Source organism: Arthrobacter sp. 01T425 (assembly GCF_056398725.1).
Window position 1 is genome coordinate 84,980 of sequence record NZ_JBFTPY010000002.1, and the last position, 18,740, is coordinate 103,719.

The following is an 18,740-nucleotide window of genomic DNA, read 5'->3' on the forward strand; positions in this document are numbered from 1 at the left end:
GAAAGCAGCCGCTGGGGCTGTGGAACCAGGCACGGGTTGGCGTCCGGGGTTTCCCCCGTGACTCGCACCATTTCAAGGAGGTACCCTGCAGTGTCGAGCATGCCTTTGTACGGCGGGATTGAGCGGACCACCGCCGTAGTCATCGGGACGGGGCTCTCCGGCCTGGCTGTGGCCAGCGAGCTCCAGCGCCGGGGCGTTGCGTCCATCATTGTGGACGGGCTCGACCTCCTGGGTGCCGGCCATCCGGCCAACACCTCCTCGCTCCAGCGCTGCGACGCGGCGGACGCCGCCAGCCTGAGGGAGCGCAACGAAATCCTGCGGCACCTGCGCAACTACGCCGCAAGCCACAAGCTCGACGTGCGGAACAACATCCGGGCCCTGCAGCTGGACCTTCTGGAGGCCGGCACGGACGGCTCACCCACGGAGAAGTGGGCCGTCCAGACCCCGGGCGGCGTCCTGCTGGCCGACCACCTTGTCCTGACCCGCTGCGCCCACAGCCAGCTGCGCCGGATGCTCTCGGAACTTGGCATGGCAGCCGGGCAGAATCTCATGGCGGCGATGCATGCCCTGGGTATGTACCTCGTGGGGGTGGGCGAGCTCATTACCCCGACGCCCAAGGAAGTCCTGCGCCAGGCCAAAGTGGTGGGACAGGCAATCTCGGCCAAGGTCCACCCGAACGGGATCCCCGCGCTGCTGCCCGGCGGCTTTGCCCTGGCCGCCCCCGCCTAGCAGCGCTTTGGCCGCGTTGCCGGAGTTGCATTGGCTTGTTTCAGCCTTCGGTGTCGCCGCCCTCGTCCGGTGTGAGGCGGCGTTTCGCCATCAGGCCCAGGGCCACCAGGATGCCGACCCCGACGGCGACGAAGACCATGACGCTCCAGGGAAACTGCTGCGACCCGGCCGGCGCAGGGGCAGGCGCGGGCGTGGTCCCCGGCTGGGCGGTGCCCATCGTGGGGACCGCGGCAGCCGCCGTCGTGCCTGCCGCAGCCGCCGTCGCTGTGAAGGTGAAGCTGCCCTCGATCGGGTGGCCGTCGGAACTGGCCACCCGCCAATGCACGGTGTACTGCCCCCTAGGGGCGCCGGACTTCAGCTTCTGCGCAGCGACGTTGTCCACGATTTCCACGGGACCGTCCGACCAGTTGGCGCCGGTGGCATCATTGACCACAATCTGCGACCCCAGGGCGAGCGGATTGTGGTTGAACGTGACCGAGACCTGCTCCGGCGGTGCCGCGACGGTTGCTCCGGCAGCCGGGCTGGTGGACTCCGCGGAGTCGTGCGCCGACGCCGGGCTCACTGCTCCCAGCAGGACGGCCACAAGGACGACGGCGCCCAGCAGGGCACTGCGAAGCTGGCGGATACGGCGCATGGGCAGGCTACTCCTAGTGTTGGCTTCCTTACAGACTAGGCGAAAACGCAGGGTTGGCCCTCGGGCGCCAAATAAGATATATGCAACACCCATCACTCCCGGAGGACTAATGCAAGACCTAATGCTCAAGCAGGGCTCGGCACTCGACCGGTATTTCAAGATATCCGAGCGGGGGTCGAACGTCTCGCGCGAGATCCGCGGAGGGTTCGCCACGTTCTTCGCCATGAGCTACATCGTGGTGCTGAATCCGCTGATCCTCTCCGGGCCGGACTCCTCGGGCGCCACGCTGGGCTTCCCCGCCGTCGCCGCCGTCACCGCGTTCGTGGCCGGCATCCTGACCATCCTCATGGGCGCGTGGGCCAAGCATCCCTTCGCCCTGGCCACCGGGCTCGGCGTCAACGCATTCGTCGCCGTCACGGTGGCCACGAACCCCGGCCTGACCTGGCCGGACATGATGGGCCTGGTGATGCTCTCGGGCATCACCATGCTGATCCTGGTCCTCACCGGCTTCCGGACGGCCGTGTTCAAGGCCGTACCCGAGGGGCTGAAGACCGCGATCGTGGTGGGCATCGGCCTGTTCATCGCCCTGATCGGTCTCGTCAACGCGGGCTTCGTGCGCCGCGTCCCCGATGTCGCCGGCACCACCGTCCCGGTCGGCCTGGGCTTCGACGGCAAGCTCCTGGGCTGGCCGACGTTCGTGTTCGTCTTCGGCCTGATCCTGACCATCGCGCTGGTGGTCCGCAAGGTCAAGGGCGCCATCCTGATCGGCATCGTGGCCTCGACCATCCTATCCGTGATCCTGGAATCCATCCTGCACATCGGGCCCAGCTTTGACGGCAAGAACCACGACCCGCAGGGCTGGTCCCTCGTGGCACCGCAGTTCTCCGAGTGGGCGGCCCCGGACCTGTCCCTGATCGGCAAGGCCAACCCCTTCGGCGCCTTTGAACACCTCGGCTTCGTCGCGGCGACCCTGCTGGCGTTCGTGATCCTGCTCAGCATCTTCTTCGATGCCATGGGCACGATGGTTGGCCTGGCCACCGAGGCCGGCACCATCGACAAGGACGGCAACATCCCCGACGTCGACCGCGTGCTGCAGGTGGACGCCCTGGGCGCGATCATCGGCGGCGGCGCCTCCGTCTCCTCGAACCAGATCTACGTCGAGTCCGGTGCCGGCATCGGCGAAGGCGCACGCACCGGCCTGGCCTCCGTCGTCACCGGCCTGCTGTTCCTCGTGGCGATGTTCTTCACCCCGCTGATCAACCTCGTGCCGTTCGAGGCCGTGGCCCCCGCTCTCGTGGTCGTCGGCTTCATGATGGTCTCCCAGGTGGGCAAGATCGACTGGCAGGACTGGGGCATCGCGATTCCGGCCTTCCTGACCTTCACCCTCATGCCGTTCACGTACTCGATCGCCAACGGCCTGGGCGCTGGCTTCATCAGCTTCGTGCTGATCCGCCTGTTCGAGGGCCGGGCCCGCGAGGTGCACCCGCTCATGTGGGCCGTGGCGTCCGCGTTCCTGCTCTTCTTCGCGATCGGCCCGATCGAGGCCGCCCTGGGGATCCACTAACGCAGCCCCGCCCGCGGTCACGCCCGCCGGGTGGGCCACGCCCACCCGGCGTGGCCCACCCGGCGCTGCTTAACCGTTGTTAAGCTCAGTTTCCGGGATTCCGGACAGTCCGACGGCGGCCCGGCTGGTTTTCCGGCCCGGGCTGCGGTGAGCTAGGGGCATGGTTTCTCCCGCGCTCCCCGTTGATGTCCCGCCCCAGCCCTGGACCGGCAGGTTCGACGGCGACGGCGACGAGCACCGGCGCTGGTGGCAGGGGGTGACCCCCTACGCTCCCGGCACGGTTCCGGCGGGTGTCCCTGCTGCGCGCCCCGCCGTCATCCTCGGCTTCGGCAGCGACGCCGGGGTGCGGCGCAACAAGGGCCGGACCGGCGCCGCAGCCGCCCCCGCCGCCATCCGGGCCGCGCTCGGCCCGCTCGCGTTCCACCTGACGCGGGCCGTGCACGACGCCGGCGACGTCACCGTGGCCGGGGACGCGCTCGAGGCAGGACAGGCACGCGCCGGGCTCGCGATCACCAGTCTGCTCGACGCCGGCGGGCTTCCCGTGGTGCTCGGCGGCGGGCACGAGACCGCCTTTGCCAGCTATCTCGGCGTGGCCGGGTCGGCGGCCGTGCGCGAGGGCCTGAGCGTCGGCGTGCTGAATCTCGATGCGCACTTCGACCTCCGCGATGAGCCGGTGCCCAGCTCCGGCACGCCGTTCCTCCAGATGGCCCGCGCCGAAGCAGCCGCCGGCCGCGAGCTGCGCTACGCCGTCGTCGGGATTTCCGAGCCGAACAACACCCGTACGCTGTTCCGGACGGCAGACGAGCTCGGCGTGGACTACCTGGTGGACGAGGACTGCTCGGCGGACGCCGCGCACGCGTTTGTGGCAGCCTTCCTGGCACAGGTGGACGCGGTGTACCTGACCATCGACCTGGACGTGCTGCCGGCCTCCGTGGCCCCCGGGGTGAGCGCTCCCGCGGCCTTTGGTGTGCCGCTGCCGGTGATCAGCGCCGTGTGCCGCCAGGTGGCCGCGAGCGGGAAGCTCCTGCATCTGGATATCGCCGAGCTGAACCCGGAGTTCGACATCGACGGCCGCACCGCCAAAGTGGCCGCCCGGCTGGTCAATACGTTGCTGGGATAGGCGGCGGCCCGGACGTCAGGGTCTGTGCGAGCAGGGCCTGGGCGGACCAACGCATCGACGCCACAGCCTGTTCCTGCGTGAGACCGCCGATGTCCGTCAGCCAGACGAGGGCCTCAATCCCGATGGCACTGCGGATGGCCAGCGCTAGCGCCCGGATTTCAGGTCCCGACAGCTTCCCCTGGAGCGGCGCGAGTGCTTCCTCAAGCCAGGCGATCGCGCGCCCCTGCCGCAGCGGCAAGTCCGACTTTCCGCGGTCACGTTCCAGGGACAGCCTGAGCATGGTCCGCTGCTGCGCCTCGGTGGAGAGGATCAGCCTTGTGAACTCCAGCACGACGGCGTCGAGCCGCTCCGCTGGATCCTCGGGGGCATCCGCCGGCAGCAGGGACTGCCGGGCCGTTTCCGGGTGGGCTGCGGCGAGCAATTCCCGCTGGCTCGGGAAGTAGCGGTAGGCCGTGCTCCGGGCAATCCCGGCCGCTGCCGCGGTGCCGTCAACGGTGGGGGCGACCCCGTCCGCGACGGCCTCGCGGGCTGCAGCCAACAGGGCCTCAAAAGTGCGGCGCTTCTGCCCCGTCCGGCCGGCGTCCTGATAGGGGGTTGACATGGATCTCATGGTACCCGAGTCTTGTCATGGGACACGCGTCCCATGTAGTCCTCGGCGAAGGGGCGATCTTATGGAAACGGCCAACAACCCGGCAGCCATCATCCGCGCGGAAGACCAGGGCGAGCGCCGATGGTTTTTCGGCGGCGGAGTCCACACCTGGAAGGCCAGGGCGGAAGAGACCGCCGGGGCCTTCCTGCTGTTCGAGGACCAGATGTCCGGCGGGAAAATGACACCGCTGCACAGCCACCCCGATTCGGATGAAACCATGTACATCCTGGACGGCGAGATCCTCGTGCATATGGACGGGAGAGAGCACCGGATCGGCCCCGGCGGACTGGCCGTGGCCCCGCGGGGCGTTCCACACGCCTTCATGGTGGTCTCCGACTCCGCCCGGATGCTTTGCCTGCACACCCCCGGATGCTGCGAGGCCTTTTACTGGGACGCGAGCATACCCCTCTCCCCCGGCAACGATGCCGGGGACCCTGCCGGCGAATCCGTCGCGCCGGGCCTGGTTGACTTTGGCAGAGTCCAGGAGTCGGCACGTAAAAACGGCGGGATCGTGCTGCTGGGTCCGCCGCCGTTCACTGGGCACTGACAGCACCGCGCCCACATCTGGGCCCTGGGCCCTGAAACGCAGAAAGTCCCCGCCGTGGCGGGGACTTTCTGGTGAAAACGCTCAGCCTAGCTGCGGCGGACCTGCACGCCGTCGGACTGCAGGAAAAGCTGCGTTTCGGACGGCCCCGCGGGGACCAGCCAGAGCACATTCCCGCTTACCGAGACCTCTTCGACCTCACCGGCCGCAATGACCTGTGCGTGCTTGACAATTTCGACGCGTTCGCCGACCCGAAGGCCGCTCCAGTCGGAAACCGTAGCTGCGGATGCAAGGCGCCTGGACAGTACCGTGCCGCGTGCTTTCATAGAACTTCTACCCCTTTGTATGTGTTCTTTGCCACAACTTCGTTGGTGTGGACTCTCCATTTGTACTACAGTTCCCGGGCCCCCGCCGTCCGTGTCGCCAAAGATTTCGGGGGCGCCGGGAATTGTTCAGCTGCCCTGCATTTTGTTTCTTCTCAGGCGAGATTTCCGACGGCGGATTCGGCCGCCGCCCGGACCTTGCCCGAGGCCACGAGGACATCCGCCGCTTCGAGCTCCGGTGACAGGAACCTGTCGGTGCCCGGACCGTCGACGACGTCGCGCAGCGCGGCGATCACGGCCGCGCCCGCAGGTCCCGGCGTGAGTTCGCCGCCGGAGAGCTGGGTGCGGATGTCCAGCGCCCGGGCCGAGGTCACCAGTTCGATCGCCAGGACCCGGCGCAGGTTCTCCACCGAGCGGCGGAGCTTGCGGGCCGCGTGCCAGCCCATGGAGACGTGGTCCTCCTGCATCGCCGAGCTCGGGATCGAGTCCACCGACGCCGGGACGGCCAGCCGCTTGTTGTCCGAGACCAGGCCGGCCTGCGTGTACTGGGCGATCATGAGGCCCGAGTCGACGCCGGGGTCCGAGGCCAGGAAGGCGGGCAGCCCGTGCGAGCGGGCCGGGTCCAGCATCCGGTCGGTCCGGCGCTCGGCGATGGAGCTCAGGTCCGCGACGGCGATCGCCAGGAAGTCCAGCACGTAGGCCACCGGGGCGCCGTGGAAGTTGCCGTTGGAGCTGACACGGCCGTCGGGCAGGACCACCGGGTTGTCGATCGCGGAGGCCAGTTCGCGGGAGGCGACCAGGGCGGCATGGTCCACGGTGTCGCGGACGGCGCCGGCCACCTGGGGTGCGCAGCGCAGCGAGTAGGCGTCCTGGACCTTGGTGTCGTTGATCCGGTGCGAGGCCACGATCGGGGAGTTGGACAGCACACGGAGCATGTTGTCCGCGGCGGCGGCCTGGCCCGGGTGCGGGCGCAGCGCCGCGTGCAGCTCCGGCAGGAACACCTGGTCGGTGCCGAGCAGCGCCTCGACGCTGAGCGCGGCGGTGATGTCCGCCGTCGTAAGCAGCTGGCGGATGTCCGCGATGGCCATCAGCAGCATGCCGAGCATGCCCTCGGTGCCGTTGACGAGGGCCAGGCCCTCCTTTTCGGCCAGCGTGACGGGTTCGATGCCGTGCGCGGCGAGGAGCTCGGCGACCGGGCGGGCATCCTTGCTCCCGTACAGTGTGCCGTCGGGGCCGGTCGCCTCGCCTTCGCCCATCAGGACCAGGGCGCAGTGGGACAGCGGCGCGAGGTCGCCCGAGCAGCCAAGGGAGCCGAATTCGCGGACCACCGGGGTGATGCCGGCGTTGAGCACGTCCACCATGGTCTGCAGCACCACCGGGCGGACGCCGGTGCGGCCGGAAGCAAGGGTCTTGGCGCGCAGGAACATGATGCCGCGGACCACTTCGCGTTCCACGGCCGGGCCCATGCCGGCGGCGTGGCTGCGGATCAGGGATTTCTGCAGCTGGGTGCGCAGCTCGTTGGGGATGTGCCGGTTGGCCAGCGCCCCGAAGCCGGTGGAGATCCCGTAGGCCGGGACCTCGCTGTGGGCGAGGTCGTCGATGTGGGCACGGACCTTGGCGACGGCGTCCAGGGCGTCCTGGGCGATGGTGACGTGGGCGTCGTGGCGGGCGACGGCGACGACGTCTTCGGGGGTGACACCACTGGAGCCGAGGGTGACGGTGAGCGGTGAATGCGTGGTGATAGTCATGGTGAAGTCCTACTTCGTTTCGTTCATCGGGATGCGGACGCCGCGTTCCTTGGCGACTTCGACGGCGCGGTCGTAGCCGGCGTCGGCGTGGCGGATGACGCCCATGCCGGGATCGTTGGTCAGGAGGCGCGCGAGCTTTTCCGCGGCGAGGTCGGTGCCGTCGGCAACGGAGACCTGGCCGGCGTGGATGGAGCGGCCGATGCCGACCCCGCCGCCGTGGTGGATGGAAACCCAGGTGGCGCCGGAGGCCGTGTTGAGAAGGGCGTTGAGCAGCGGCCAGTCGGCGATCGCGTCGGAGCCGTCGGCCATGGCCTCGGTCTCGCGGTACGGGGAGGCGACGGAGCCGGAGTCGAGGTGGTCGCGGCCGATCACGATGGGCGCCTTGACCTTGCCCTCCTTGACGAGCTGGTTGAACAGCAGGCCGGCCTTGGCGCGTTCGCCATAGCCGAGCCAGCAGATGCGGGCGGGCAAGCCTTCGAACTCGACCCGTTCGGCGGCGGCATCGAGCCAGCGGTGCAGGTGCTTGTTCTCGGGGAAGAGCTCTTTGATGGCCTTGTCCGTGACTGCGATGTCCTCGGGGTCGCCGGAGAGGGCCACCCAGCGGAACGGGCCGAGGCCCTCGCAGAACAGCGGCCGGATGTAGGCCGGGACGAAGCCGGGGAATTCGAAGGCGCGGTTGTAGCCGCCCTTGCGGGCCTCGTCGCGGATGGAGTTGCCGTAGTCGAAGACCTCGGCGCCGGCGTCCTGGAACTCGACCATCGCCTGGACGTGCTTGGCCATCGAGGCCTGGGCCTTCTTGGTGAAGCCCTCGGGATCTGCCGCGGCCTCGCTGTGCCATTCCTCCACCGTGATGCCCTCGGGCAGGTAGCTCAGGGGGTCGTGCGCGGAGGTCTGGTCCGTGACGATGTCGACTGTGAGCTCGCCGGCGTTGTGGCGGCGCAGGATCTCGGGGAAGATCTCCGCGGCGTTGCCGACGTAGCCCACGGACCAGCCGCGGCGTTCTTCCTTGGCCTTCAGGACCTTGGCGATCGCGGCGTCGAGATCAGTTTCGACCTCGTCGAGGTAGCGCTTCCCGGCCCGGCGGCGCAGGCGGGTCTCGTCGACGTCGACAATCAGGCAGGCGCCGTCGTTCAGGGTGACGGCGAGCGGCTGGGCGCCGCCCATGCCGCCGCAGCCGCCGGTGAGGGTCAGGGTGCCGGCGAGCGTGCCGTTCTCGTCCCCGGTGAGCTTACGGGCGATCGCGGCGAAGGTCTCGAAGGTGCCCTGCAGGATGCCCTGGGTGCCGATATAGATCCAGGACCCGGCGGTCATCTGGCCGTACATCATCAGGCCCTCGGCCTCGAGCCGGCGGAACTCGGGCCAGTTCGCCCAGTCGCCGACGAGGTTGGAGTTGGCCAGCAGCACGCGCGGTGCCCATTCGTTGGTGCGGAAGACGCCGACCGGCTTGCCGGACTGGACCAGCAGGGTCTCGTCCTTTTCCATGGTTTCCAGGGTGCGGGTGATGGCGTCGAACGCGGCCCAGGACCGGACGGCGCGGCCGGTGCCGCCGTAGACCACCAGGTCATCGGGGCGCTCGGCGACCTCGGGATCGAGGTTGTTCATGAGCATGCGCAGCGGGGCTTCCGTCTGCCAGCTCTTGGCGGTGAGCTCGGTGCCGCGGGCTGCTTTGACCGGGCGGGCACCGGTGGTGAAATCGGCGGGTGCCATGAGGGTCTCCTTTGTCGCTGGATATGTGGCCGGATGATGTCTGTTCGGACTGGTGTCCTGGTGTATCCGGAGGAATGAGGTTCTGTATCAACTAAAGCCCCTTCGCGGCCGCGGAAACAGGCCTGCCGGAGGGGTGCTGTCCGGGATTCCAGACCCTTCCCCTCCCCCGTTGCGCTATCACTTCCGGTTGCCAAAAAGGGCGAATGGGAGCCCTAGGTGACAGCGCAACCGGGGGTGGGGTGGGATGGGGCAACCGGTCAGGCGGGGCGGCCGTGGATCCGGACCGAGAGCTCGTTGGCGACCTTCTGGACCCGGGCGGCCAGGACCGGCCACTGATCCGCGGGCAGCTTGTCCTCCAGGAACGTCACGGCGACGGCGGCGGTGGGCCACCCCACGTGGTCGGTCACGGCGGCGGCGATCGAACCGAATCCGGGCGTGACCTCGCCGTGTTCGGTGGCGTAGCCGCGCTGGCGGACCTGGTCCAGATGCGAAGACAGCGCGGAGTACTTCATGATGGGCGATTCGGTTTCGTGCCGGGCCGTGAAGGCGGCAGCGTTCGGGTACAGCGCCCGCACCTGCGACTTCGGCAGCGCGGCGAGGATGGCCCGCCCGCTGGCCGTGAGATGGCTGGGCAGCCGGACGCCGACGTCGGTCACCAGGGACGGCCGGTTCTTGGCCCGCTCCTCCACGATGTAGAGCACGTCGCGGCCGTGCAGCACCGCCAGGTGCGCGCTTTCGCCGATCACGTCCACGAGCGAGGCGAGCATCGGCCGGCCCAGCCGGGACAGCGGCTCCTGCCGGGAGTAGGCCGAGCTGAGTTCGAATGCGCTGATGCCCAGGCCGTAGCGCTGCTCCTCGTGCAGGTGCAGCACGAAGCCGTTCGCCTCCATCACCCCGAGCAGGTGGTAGACGCTGGAGCGCGGCAGTCCCAGCGCGGTGGCAATGTTCGACGCCGCCATCGGCCCGCGCCGGGAGGCCAGCAGCTTGAGGATGCGCAGCGTGTTCTCGGCGGCCGGCACCTTCGACGCCGCCTTGGTTCCGGCGGCCCGGTGGACGGCCTTGGGCGCGGGTGTGTCAGGCGCTGCGGACAAAGTCGCGGCGGACTGCGCCGGAGTCGCGTCGGTCGCAGCCGACAAAGTCTCGGCGGCGGGGCTCACGGCAGTACTGGTGGGTGGCATGGATCCTCTTCAGGGTCGGTGGTGTCCGGTATCCCGTACTTAAGCATGCGCCCGGCGACGGTAAACCGACAGCCTCGCACAGGAACGGCTGTCTGGAATGCCGGACAAAGGCCACATACCTGCGGCGGGCCTTCCGCCCCTAGCCCGGCCAGCCCCCCGGTGTTCCGATGAATGTGGGCGCCGGCTTCCCCGTGGTATGCCCGGTCATTGGAACCAGCCCGTCGCCGGCTGAGCCCCATGCGGGATGGTTCCGGAGGGAAGGCACAGACGTGGATGCAGCACTGTCGGGCAGGGTCGCCCTGGTTGCCGGGGCCACGCGCGGCGCCGGCCGCGGCACCGCCGTCGCCCTCGGCGAGGCAGGAGCGGTGGTGTACTGCACCGGCCGCACGACCTCCCGCCACCGTTCGGACTACAACCGGCCCGAGACGATCGAGGAGACGTCCGGGCTTGTCAGCACCGCTGGCGGCACTGGAATCGCCATCGAGGTCGATCACCGCCAGGCTGCGGAGGTGGAAGCCCTCGTGCAGCGGATCGACGCCGAGCAGGGCCGCCTGGACATCCTTGTCAACGACATCTGGGGCGGCGAGGACTTCATCGAATGGAACACCCCGCTCTGGGCCCACGATCTGAATGCCGGACTGCAGATGCTCCACCTCGGTCTGGACACCCACCTCATCACAAGCCACTTCGCGCTGCCGCTGCTCACCCGCCGCCCCGGCGGCCTGGTGGTGGAGATGACCGACGGCACCCGCGAGTACAACGCACAGCACTACCGGGTCTCCGTCTTTTACGACCTCGTCAAGACCGCGGTGCTCCGCCTGGCGTTCAGCCAGGCGGAGGAGCTGAGATCCTCCGGCTGCGCGGCGGTGGCGCTGACGCCCGGCTGGATGCGTTCGGAGATGATGCTCGAACACTTTGGCGTCACCGAGGCAAACTGGCGGGAGGCCGCCGGGACGCAGCCGCACTTTGCCGCGATCTCGGAAAGCCCGCTGTTCGTCGGGCGTGCGGTCGCGGCCCTGGCGGCGGACCCCCACGTGTTCAGCCGCACGGGCGGCTCGTATTCGTCCGGCGCGCTGGCCCGCGAGTACGGCTTCACCGACACCGACGGCTCGCAGCCGGACTGCTGGAGGTACCTCGTGGAGGTCCAGGAAGCAGGACTCGACGCCGACGCCGCCGGATACCGCTGACATCCGGCCGTTCCGTGTCACGGACAACCGGCGGCGGGAAAGACTACGATCGGGTTCATGAAGCACACGTGGGAAACTTCCGCGGACGGCATCATGGCTCTTCCGTCCGGCCGGCTCATTCGTGGGCGCGGCCTGCACTATCCGCTTCCGGCCGGGCCGTTTCCCGAGTTCGGCGTGTACCTGCTGGGCAAGCAGCCGCCGCCCGTGGGGTGGGAGTCCCGATGGGTGCCCTGGCCCGACCTTCGGCTGCCGGTCGACCAGCCGGATGCCCTCGAGGCGTTCCGGGAGGCCTGGCGCCGGGCCGAGACCGAACGGGTTGAAGTGGCCTGCTGGCGCGGGATCGGCAGGACCGGCACCGCACTGGCCTGCATCGCGATCCTGGACGGAGTCCCGCCCGGCCAGGCAGTGTCCTACGTCCGCCGCCAGTACCGGCGCCGGACAGTGGAAACTCCCTGGCAGCGGCAGTACGTGACCCGCTTCCGGACCGGAACGCCCTAGGCGGCTCCGCCCAAAACCGTGACGCCGGCCAACCGGCAAGCGGGCTCAAATGATGACGACGGCCTGCCCGCGGAGGTGCCCATCACGCAGGTCCCGGATTGCCGCCGGCGCGTCCGCCAGGGCGTAGCTCTTGCCGATGACCGGGGTCACCGCGCCCGCCTCGATGAGCCCGGTCAGGAACCGGAGGTCCTCCGCCCGCTCTGCAGCCATGACGCCTCTGAGCCGCTGGCCGACAAACACGGAGAGCAGCCCGGCGCCGAGTGAGCGTTGAAATCCGCCCGTCAGCCGCCCTCCGCCTTCCCCGCCGACGATCGCGAGCGTGCCCTTAGGCTTGAGCGCCCGCCGCAGGACGGTGAGCGGGCGGTTGCCGGCGGTGTCCACAATGAGGTCGAATTGCCGGGATCCGTCTGCGAAATCGTCATGTGTGTAGTCGATGACGTGGTCCGCGCCGATCGAGCGGACCAGATCGGTTTTCGCGGTGCTGCACACCCCCGTCACCTGCGCGCCGAACGCCTTGGCGAGCTGCACCGCGTACGCCCCGACACCGCCGGCCGCGCCGATGACGAGAACCTCCTGCCCGGCCTGGATCCTGCCGGCGTTCCGGAGCGCCTGCAGGGCCGTGACGGCCGAGATCGGGACGGCGGCGGCCTGTTCGAAGCTGAGGTTTTTCGGCTTCAGCGCGAGCCGGCCTTCTTTTGCGCACGCGTATTCGGCGAAGGATCCCTCGCAGGTGCCGTACACCTCATCCCCGGTCCGGAAGCCGACGATATTCCGGCCGACAGCCTCCACCCGGCCGGCCACGGCCCGGCCCCGGATCCGGGTCTTCGGTTTCCTGAGCCCGTAGCCGACCACACGGGTCAGGTACGGAAGGCCCGTCATGAGGTGCCAGACGCCCTGGTCGACGCCGGCGGCCCGGACCCGGATCAGCACGTCGTCGTCGCCGGGCACCGGGGCCTCGACGTCGCGCAGTTCCAGCACCTCAACGGAACCGTAAACATCCTGGACGATCGCTTTCATGGTGCTTCTCCTCTGGGTCAGCTCGCCATTCCGTAACCGCAGGCGCCGGGCGACACCTTGAATGTGAAGAAATCCTGACATGTTGTCAAGCTCTTTCGCCGCTCCCCCGCCGGTTGGGGTTCGACGGCGGCGGCGGCCGGCTCCGCGCGCGGGGGCGCCGCACAGTCTGAAATCAAAGACACGAAGTTCCCGTGAGACTCCTCACAGCAAGGCCGGACATGGTCTGCTGGATGGCGATCCCCCTCCCAATGACGAGAAGGTATTCGCATGCAACAAGCCCAAACCGCTACGAAGGCGGCTCCTGCCGAGGCCGGCACCGGCAGCGCTGCCACCGCCGTCGGCGCAGCCGTCGACTCCGTACTCAGCCGGGGACTCAACGTCCGCCACATCCGCTTCATGGCGCTGGGCTCGGCGATCGGCACGGGGCTGTTCTACGGCTCCGCCTCCGCCATCCAGAAGGCCGGGCCCGCCGTCTTGTTGGCCTACATGATCGGCGGCGCCGCGGTCTTCATGGTGATGCGCGCCCTCGGCGAGATGGCGGTGCGGCATCCGGTGTCCGGGTCCTTCGGCCAGTACGCGAGCCGCTACTTGGGACCGCTGGCCGGGTTTGTGACCGGTTGGACTTACGTCTTTGAGATGGCGATCGTGGCCATCGCGGATGTCACGGCGTTCAGCATCTACATGGGATTCTGGTTCCCCAGCGTGGAGCGCTGGGTCTGGATTCTGGCCATCATCTTCTTCCTGGCTGCCCTGAACCTGCTCAGCGTCAAGGTGTTCGGCGAGCTGGAATTCTGGTTCTCCCTGATCAAGGTGGCGGCCATCATCGCCATGATCGCGGGCGGGGCGGCGATCATCGTCTTCGGTTTCCAGGCCGGCGGCGCCACCGTGGCACCAGGGCTCGGCAACCTCGTGGACCACGGAGGCCTGTTCCCGAACGGATTCGAAGGACTCCTTGCCTCCTTCGCCGTGGTGATGTTCGCGTTTGGCGGCGTGGAGACCCTCGGCATCACCGCCGGTGAGGCCGCCGATCCGAAAAAGGTCATCCCCAAGGCCGTCAACACCGTGCCCGTCCGGGTCCTGCTGTTCTATGTGCTGACCCTCGGCGTGCTGATGAGCCTGTTCCCGTGGGACGAAATTGGCAGCAACGGCAGCCCTTTCGTGCAGATCTTCAGCGGCCTGGGCATCCCCGCCGCACCCCACATCCTCAACGCCGTGGTGATCACGGCGGCGCTCTCGGCAGTCAACAGCGACATCTTCGGCGCCGGCCGGATCCTCTTCGGCTTGGCCCGGCAGGGCCACGCACCGGCGAGCTTCGGCAAGGTTTCCCGTCACGGGGTGCCGTGGATGACCGTGGTGATGATGACCGGCATCCTGCTGGTGGGGGTGGTGCTGAACGCCGTGATCCCGGAAGACGTCTTCCTGCTGATCGCCTCGATCGCCACCTTCGCGACCGTCTGGGTCTGGGCCATGATCCTGGCCTCCCATGTCGCCATGAAACGCGAGATCGCCCGCAAGTCCCTGCCGGCGTCGGAGTTCCCGTCGCCGTGGTGGCCCGCCGCCTCCATACTGACGATCGCGTTCATGGCCCTGGTGATCGTGATTCTGGGCGCCTTCGAGGACACCCGGGTGGCGCTGTACGTGGGCGCCGCGTGGCTGGGCGTCCTGGTGCTCGCTTACCGCCTCTGGGTCCGCGGCCACGGCAGGGCGCGGGCGGAACTGGTCGACGAAACCGCCCAGCTCCCGCAGGTTCCCGCCGGGCGGTGATGGTGCCTCGCCCCCAAGGGATTAAGACGCTCCCGGGCGGGCCCTCGCGGGGTTAGGATCAGGCATGGTCCCCGCCACCAACCTCTTGGCCTTTGCCCTTGCCGCCCTCGTACTCATCGCCATCCCGGGGCCCAGCGTGCTGTTCGTGATCGGACGGACGTTGGCCCTGGGACGCAGGGGCGGGCTGTTGAGCGTTCTGGGAAACGCGGCCGGAGAGGTGGTGCAGATCGCCGCCGTGGCCCTGGGCGTCGGCGTGGTGCTGGCCCAGTCCCTGCTGCTGTTCAGCGTGGTGAAATTCGCCGGCGCCGCCTATCTGGTCTACCTCGGGATCCAGGCGATCCGGCACCGCGGCGGCGGCGCGGCGAGGGCGTCGACCTCGAACCCGGCCTCGACCGCCCGCGTGCTCCGGGAGGGCTTCATCGTCGGCGCGACCAACCCCAAGTCGATTGTGTTCTTCGTGGCCGTGCTTCCCCAGTTCGTGGACTACTCGGCCGGAGCGATTCCCGTGCAGCTCGCCACTTTGGGTGCGGTCTTCCTGCTCATTGCCCTGGTCTCGGACAGCACGTGGTCCCTCGCGGCCGGGACGGCCCGGCACTGGTTTGCCCGCTCCCCCCGGCGGATCGCCGCTCTCAGCACCACCGGCGGCGTGATGATGATCGGGCTGGGCGGCACGCTGGCCCTGACAGGCACCAAGGACTAGCACGCTGCTCCAGCCGCTCAACTCCAGCAGCACAACGCGGGGTCAACTAGCGCCCATTAATGCCCTCTGAATGGGCCGTAGCTGACCCCGCGTTGGTTTGAGCGGCGACGGGCTACCGCGCGGACCAGCCGCCGTCCATCGTGTAGCTGGCGCCGGTGACCATGCCGGCGTCGTCGGATGCCAGCCACGCCACCAGGGACGCCACTTCCTCGGGCTCCACGAGCCGCTTGACCGCTGATTCGGTCAGCATGATCTTGGCGAGCACCTCGGACTCCGGGATGCCGTGCACCTTGGCCTGGTCCGCGATCTGCGATTCAACCAGGGGCGTGCGGACGTAGCCGGGGTTGATGCAGTTGGAGGTGACCCCGTGCGCCCCGCCTTCGAGGGCCGTCACCTTGCTCAGGCCCTCGAGCCCGTGCTTGGCCGAGACATAGGCGCTCTTGAACGGCGAGGCCCGGAGCCCGTGCACGGAGGACAGGTTGATGATGCGGCCGAAGTTGTTGGCGTACATGTGCGGCAACGCGGCCCGGATCAGCAGGAACGGGGCCTCCAGCATGAGGGTGATGATGCGGCGGAAGTCGGCCGGATCGAACTCCTCGATGGGGCTGATGCGCTGGATTCCGGCGTTGTTCACCAGGATGTCGCAGTCCAGGCTGAGCGTCTGGAGGGATTCGACGTCGAGCAGGTTGACGGCCCACGCGGTGCCGCCGATTTCGTCGGCGAGCGCGGCGGCGGCGGCCTCGTCCCTATCCGCGATCACCACTTTGGCCCCGCGTGCCGCCAGGGCCCGGACGCTCGCCGCGCCGATCCCGCCGGCGCCGCCGGTGACCAGGGCCTTGCGTCCGTTCAGCGTGTTTTCCATAACTCAGCCTTCCGTGTCAAAAATTCGATGAGGCGGCCGGCTCCAGCGTGGCTGGAGCCGGCCCAAAACTCAAGCAGCTCAGCGGGTGGCTGCTACGGGCAGGCCTTCGCGTTCGGCGTCGGCCCGGTCCACGTCCTCCAACGCGATACCCTTGGTTTCCTTCAGGCTCAGCACTGCGACGGTGGTGATGGCGCAGGCGACCAGCAGGTAGATCGCGGTGGGCAGCCAGGAGCCGGTGTCCTTGAGCCACTGGGTGGCCAGGAGCGGCGCCAGCGAACCGGCGAAGATCGAGGTGACCTGCGAGCCAAGGGAGACCCCGGCGTAGCGCATCCGGGTCGGGAACAGCTCCGACATGAGGGCCGGCTGGCCGGCATACATGAAGGCGTGCAGGCACAGGCCGATCGTGACGGCCAGGACGATGATCACCGGGTTGCGGGTATCGAACATCGGGAAGGCGAAGAACGGCCAGGTGGCACCGGTGACGGCACCGATGAGGTAGACCGGCTTCCGGCCCCAGCTGTCCACGAGGCGCCCGACCTGCGGGATGACCAGGAAGTGGACGACGTGGGCGATCAGCAGGGCCAGCAGCAGCGAGGAGGTGTCGTACTTGTGCACGGACTTCAGGTAGACGATCGCGAAGCTGACCACGAGGTAGTACATGATGTTTTCCGCGAACCGGAGCCCCATGGCCTGCAGGATGCCCTTGGGGTATTTGCGGATGACTTCGCGGACGCCGTAGCTGGCGGACTGATCCTCTTCCAGCTGGGCTTTGGCCTCGAGGAAGATGGGCGATTCGGAGACGTGGGTGCGGATGTAGTAACCGACGAACACGATCACGGCGGAAAGCCAGAACGCCACCCGCCAGCCCCAGCTGAGGAAGTCGGCGGAGCTGAGCACGTTGGACATGATGAACAGGACCAGGGTGGCCAGCAGGTTGCCGACGGGAACGGCGGCCTGGGGCCAGCTTGACCAGAAGCCACGGGACTTGTTGGGGCTGTGCTCGGCGACGAGCAGGACTGCGCCGCCCCATTCGCCGCCGAGGGCGAAGCCCTGGATGAAGCGCAGGAGGACCAGCAGCGCCGGCGCCAGGTAGCCGAGGGTGGCGAAGCCCGGGAGGCAGCCCATCAGGAAGGTGGAGACACCGATGATGATGATGGTGAGCTGCAGGGTGGGCTTGCGGCCGAGCTTGTCGCCGATCTGGCCGAAGACAATGCCGCCCAGGGGGCGGGCCACGAAACCGACGGCGTAGGTCAGGAACGCCTGGATGATGCCGTCCAGTTCGTTGCCCGTGGCGGGGAAGAAGTACTTGCCGAACACCAGGGTGGCGGCGGTCGCGTAGAGGAAGAATTCGTACCACTCGACGACGGTTCCCACCATCGATGCGGCGACGATTTTCTTGAGCCCGGAACCCTTGGATGCGGGTGCTGCGGCGGTTGTTGCAGAGCGTTCGTTTACGCTCATCTGATTCTCCTTAGTGTCCACGGTGACACGCGCTGTGACGCACAGCACTGAAATGGCTTCATTGAGTATTGCCGCACATCCACGGCGATTCAATGGCCAAACCAGCACCCGCTATGTGCAGAATTGCAGATATGAACGCCAATCCTGATGACCTGCTGGTCCTGCTCGCGGTCTCCCGTTCGGCGAAATTCACGACGGCGGCACAGACGCTCGGACTGAACCACACCACCGTTTCCCGCCGGATCGCGGCGCTGGAGAAGGCGCTGGGTGGCCGCGTGCTCTCCCGCGCCTCGGGAGGCTGGGAGCTCACCGAGCTCGGTGCCGAGGCCGTTCGGGTGGCCGAGCAGGTCGAGAGCGCCGTGCGCACCCTGGAGCAGCCCGGGCACACCCCGGACCCCATCACCGGCGTCGTACGGATGACCGCGACGGATGGATTCAGCGCCTACATCGCCGCCCCGGCCGTGGCCCGGCTCCGCCGCGACCATCCCGGCCTCAGCGTCGAGATCATCACCGTGACGCGCCGGGCGCTCCAGCAGCGGTCCGGCCTGGACATCGAGGTGGTGGTCGGCGAGCCGCAGGTGCACCGGGCAGAGGCCGCGCGGCTCGGCGAGTACATGCTGGGAATGTATGCCTCCCGCGGCTACCTCGCCGAGTACGGCACCCCGGCCACCGTGGAGGAACTGACGGCCCACTCGCTGGTCTACTTCGTCGATTCGATGCTGCAGGTGGACGATCTGGACGCCCCGCGGCGGCTGGTGCCCACCATGCGGGACGGGCTGAGCTCCACCAACGTCTTCGTCCACGTGGAGGCCACCCGGGCCGGCGCCGGGATTGGGTTCCTGCCTTGTTTCGCGGCCGACCTGCATCCGGACCTGGTCCGGCTTCTGCCGGAGGAATTCGCGGAGCTGCTGCCCTACTGGATGGTGCTCCGGCCCGATTCGATGCGCCGGCCGGCGGTGGCCGCGCTCGTGCAGGCGCTGCGGGAGCAGACCGCGGCGCACCGCGATGCCCTGCTGGGCCGGGGAGCAGCCCCATCGATTGCTCCGTAGCCGCCT

The 18,740-nt window shown here is 68.5% G+C and carries 18 protein-coding genes; 9 read left to right on the forward strand and 9 right to left on the reverse strand.

Annotated features, from left to right (window positions below; all coding sequences use genetic code 11):
* Positions 1–99 precede the first annotated feature (99 nt).
* Complete coding sequence (locus AC1DNG_RS04225) at positions 100–729, forward strand: NAD(P)/FAD-dependent oxidoreductase (protein WP_043436212.1); 630 nt, start codon at positions 100–102, stop codon at positions 727–729.
* A 40-nt stretch (positions 730–769) separates the two neighbouring features.
* Here the strand turns inward: AC1DNG_RS04225 and AC1DNG_RS04230 are convergent, their stop codons facing one another.
* Positions 770–1,363, reverse strand: a complete 594-nt coding sequence (locus tag AC1DNG_RS04230; protein WP_476886708.1) for a copper resistance CopC family protein — start codon at positions 1,361–1,363, stop codon at positions 770–772.
* Positions 1,364–1,484: 121 nt separating this feature from the next.
* Here AC1DNG_RS04230 and AC1DNG_RS04235 point away from each other — a divergent pair, with 121 nt between their 5' ends.
* Together AC1DNG_RS04235 and hutG are read left to right on the forward strand one after the other, a co-directional pair.
* Positions 1,485–2,927: an NCS2 family permease gene (locus tag AC1DNG_RS04235; protein WP_476886798.1), complete on the forward strand. Its 1,443-nt coding sequence runs from the start codon at positions 1,485–1,487 to the stop codon at positions 2,925–2,927.
* A gap of 160 nt (positions 2,928–3,087) precedes the next feature.
* Positions 3,088–4,047, forward strand: coding sequence for a formimidoylglutamase (hutG, locus tag AC1DNG_RS04240; protein ID WP_476886709.1), 960 nt, complete (start codon positions 3,088–3,090; stop codon positions 4,045–4,047).
* Here the strand turns inward: hutG and AC1DNG_RS04245 are convergent.
* Positions 4,028–4,648: a TetR/AcrR family transcriptional regulator gene (locus tag AC1DNG_RS04245; protein ID WP_476886710.1), complete on the reverse strand. Its 621-nt coding sequence runs from the start codon at positions 4,646–4,648 to the stop codon at positions 4,028–4,030. The two genes, hutG and AC1DNG_RS04245, sit on opposite strands and share 20 nt — an antisense overlap.
* Before the next feature lie 70 nt (positions 4,649–4,718).
* Here AC1DNG_RS04245 and AC1DNG_RS04250 point away from each other — a divergent pair, with 70 nt between their 5' ends.
* On the forward strand, positions 4,719–5,243 hold the full coding sequence (locus AC1DNG_RS04250) for a cupin domain-containing protein (protein WP_476849833.1): 525 nt from the start codon (positions 4,719–4,721) through the stop codon (positions 5,241–5,243).
* Between the two features lie 86 nt (positions 5,244–5,329).
* Here the strand turns inward: AC1DNG_RS04250 and AC1DNG_RS04255 are convergent, their stop codons facing one another.
* The 4 genes from AC1DNG_RS04255 to AC1DNG_RS04270 form a co-directional block, all read right to left on the reverse strand.
* Complete coding sequence (locus AC1DNG_RS04255; RefSeq protein ID WP_018774814.1) at positions 5,330–5,566, reverse strand: hypothetical protein; 237 nt, start codon at positions 5,564–5,566, stop codon at positions 5,330–5,332.
* Positions 5,567–5,718: 152 nt separating this feature from the next.
* The gene (hutH, locus tag AC1DNG_RS04260; protein WP_476856174.1) at positions 5,719–7,311 is read right to left on the reverse strand and encodes a histidine ammonia-lyase; all 1,593 of its coding nucleotides are present in this window, start codon (positions 7,309–7,311) and stop codon (positions 5,719–5,721) included.
* A 9-nt stretch (positions 7,312–7,320) separates the two neighbouring features.
* Positions 7,321–9,018 carry a urocanate hydratase gene (gene hutU / locus AC1DNG_RS04265; RefSeq protein ID WP_476849835.1) on the reverse strand — a complete coding sequence of 566 codons (1,698 nt, stop codon included), beginning with the start codon at positions 9,016–9,018 and terminating at the stop codon, positions 7,321–7,323.
* 257 nt (positions 9,019–9,275) lie between these two features.
* Positions 9,276–10,196: an IclR family transcriptional regulator gene (locus AC1DNG_RS04270; protein WP_476849836.1), complete on the reverse strand. Its 921-nt coding sequence runs from the start codon at positions 10,194–10,196 to the stop codon at positions 9,276–9,278.
* A gap of 269 nt (positions 10,197–10,465) precedes the next feature.
* Between AC1DNG_RS04270 and AC1DNG_RS04275 the strand changes: the two genes are divergently transcribed.
* A complete protein-coding gene (locus AC1DNG_RS04275; RefSeq protein WP_476886711.1) occupies positions 10,466–11,383 on the forward strand; it encodes an SDR family oxidoreductase in 918 nt (305 codons plus the stop codon).
* Positions 11,384–11,440: 57 nt separating this feature from the next.
* Positions 11,441–11,881 carry a protein-tyrosine phosphatase family protein gene (locus AC1DNG_RS04280; protein WP_230007227.1) on the forward strand — a complete coding sequence of 147 codons (441 nt, stop codon included), beginning with the start codon at positions 11,441–11,443 and terminating at the stop codon, positions 11,879–11,881.
* Positions 11,882–11,926: 45 nt separating this feature from the next.
* Here AC1DNG_RS04280 and AC1DNG_RS04285 read toward each other — a convergent pair whose 3' ends face one another.
* Positions 11,927–12,898 (reverse strand): NAD(P)-dependent alcohol dehydrogenase, encoded by a 972-nt coding sequence (locus AC1DNG_RS04285; protein WP_476859461.1) that lies wholly within the window; start codon positions 12,896–12,898, stop codon positions 11,927–11,929.
* 267 nt (positions 12,899–13,165) lie between these two features.
* Between AC1DNG_RS04285 and AC1DNG_RS04290 the strand changes: the two genes are divergently transcribed.
* Complete coding sequence (locus AC1DNG_RS04290; protein ID WP_476886712.1) at positions 13,166–14,662, forward strand: amino acid permease; 1,497 nt, start codon at positions 13,166–13,168, stop codon at positions 14,660–14,662.
* A gap of 64 nt (positions 14,663–14,726) precedes the next feature.
* Positions 14,727–15,362, forward strand: coding sequence for a LysE family translocator (locus AC1DNG_RS04295; protein WP_476873273.1), 636 nt, complete (start codon positions 14,727–14,729; stop codon positions 15,360–15,362).
* Positions 15,363–15,474: 112 nt separating this feature from the next.
* Here AC1DNG_RS04295 and AC1DNG_RS04300 read toward each other — a convergent pair whose 3' ends face one another.
* Positions 15,475–16,224, reverse strand: coding sequence for a 3-hydroxybutyrate dehydrogenase (locus AC1DNG_RS04300; protein WP_223914617.1), 750 nt, complete (start codon positions 16,222–16,224; stop codon positions 15,475–15,477).
* Positions 16,225–16,302: 78 nt separating this feature from the next.
* Positions 16,303–17,685, reverse strand: coding sequence for an MFS transporter (locus AC1DNG_RS04305; RefSeq protein ID WP_223914618.1), 1,383 nt, complete (start codon positions 17,683–17,685; stop codon positions 16,303–16,305).
* A gap of 131 nt (positions 17,686–17,816) precedes the next feature.
* Here AC1DNG_RS04305 and AC1DNG_RS04310 point away from each other — a divergent pair, with 131 nt between their 5' ends.
* Complete coding sequence (locus AC1DNG_RS04310) at positions 17,817–18,734, forward strand: LysR family transcriptional regulator (RefSeq protein WP_028277129.1); 918 nt, start codon at positions 17,817–17,819, stop codon at positions 18,732–18,734.
* The last annotated feature ends 6 nt before the right edge of the window (positions 18,735–18,740 follow it).

Coding starts and splice junctions, on each gene's coding strand:
- AC1DNG_RS04305 (WP_223914618.1), bottom strand. CDS start 17,685: ATGAGCGTAAACGAACGCTCTGCAACAACCGCCGCAGCACCCGCATCC.
- AC1DNG_RS04225 (WP_043436212.1), top strand. CDS start 100: ATGCCTTTGTACGGCGGGATTGAGCGGACCACCGCCGTAGTCATCGGG.
- AC1DNG_RS04230 (WP_476886708.1), bottom strand. CDS start 1,363: ATGCGCCGTATCCGCCAGCTTCGCAGTGCCCTGCTGGGCGCCGTCGTC.
- AC1DNG_RS04280 (WP_230007227.1), top strand. CDS start 11,441: ATGAAGCACACGTGGGAAACTTCCGCGGACGGCATCATGGCTCTTCCG.
- AC1DNG_RS04285 (WP_476859461.1), bottom strand. CDS start 12,898: ATGAAAGCGATCGTCCAGGATGTTTACGGTTCCGTTGAGGTGCTGGAA.
- hutG (WP_476886709.1), top strand. CDS start 3,088: ATGGTTTCTCCCGCGCTCCCCGTTGATGTCCCGCCCCAGCCCTGGACC.
- AC1DNG_RS04235 (WP_476886798.1), top strand. CDS start 1,485: ATGCTCAAGCAGGGCTCGGCACTCGACCGGTATTTCAAGATATCCGAG.
- AC1DNG_RS04295 (WP_476873273.1), top strand. CDS start 14,727: ATGGTCCCCGCCACCAACCTCTTGGCCTTTGCCCTTGCCGCCCTCGTA.
- AC1DNG_RS04255 (WP_018774814.1), bottom strand. CDS start 5,566: ATGAAAGCACGCGGCACGGTACTGTCCAGGCGCCTTGCATCCGCAGCT.
- AC1DNG_RS04250 (WP_476849833.1), top strand. CDS start 4,719: ATGGAAACGGCCAACAACCCGGCAGCCATCATCCGCGCGGAAGACCAG.
- AC1DNG_RS04290 (WP_476886712.1), top strand. CDS start 13,166: ATGCAACAAGCCCAAACCGCTACGAAGGCGGCTCCTGCCGAGGCCGGC.
- hutH (WP_476856174.1), bottom strand. CDS start 7,311: ATGACTATCACCACGCATTCACCGCTCACCGTCACCCTCGGCTCCAGT.
- hutU (WP_476849835.1), bottom strand. CDS start 9,018: ATGGCACCCGCCGATTTCACCACCGGTGCCCGCCCGGTCAAAGCAGCC.
- AC1DNG_RS04245 (WP_476886710.1), bottom strand. CDS start 4,648: ATGTCAACCCCCTATCAGGACGCCGGCCGGACGGGGCAGAAGCGCCGC.
- AC1DNG_RS04300 (WP_223914617.1), bottom strand. CDS start 16,224: ATGGAAAACACGCTGAACGGACGCAAGGCCCTGGTCACCGGCGGCGCC.
- AC1DNG_RS04270 (WP_476849836.1), bottom strand. CDS start 10,196: ATGCCACCCACCAGTACTGCCGTGAGCCCCGCCGCCGAGACTTTGTCG.
- AC1DNG_RS04310 (WP_028277129.1), top strand. CDS start 17,817: ATGAACGCCAATCCTGATGACCTGCTGGTCCTGCTCGCGGTCTCCCGT.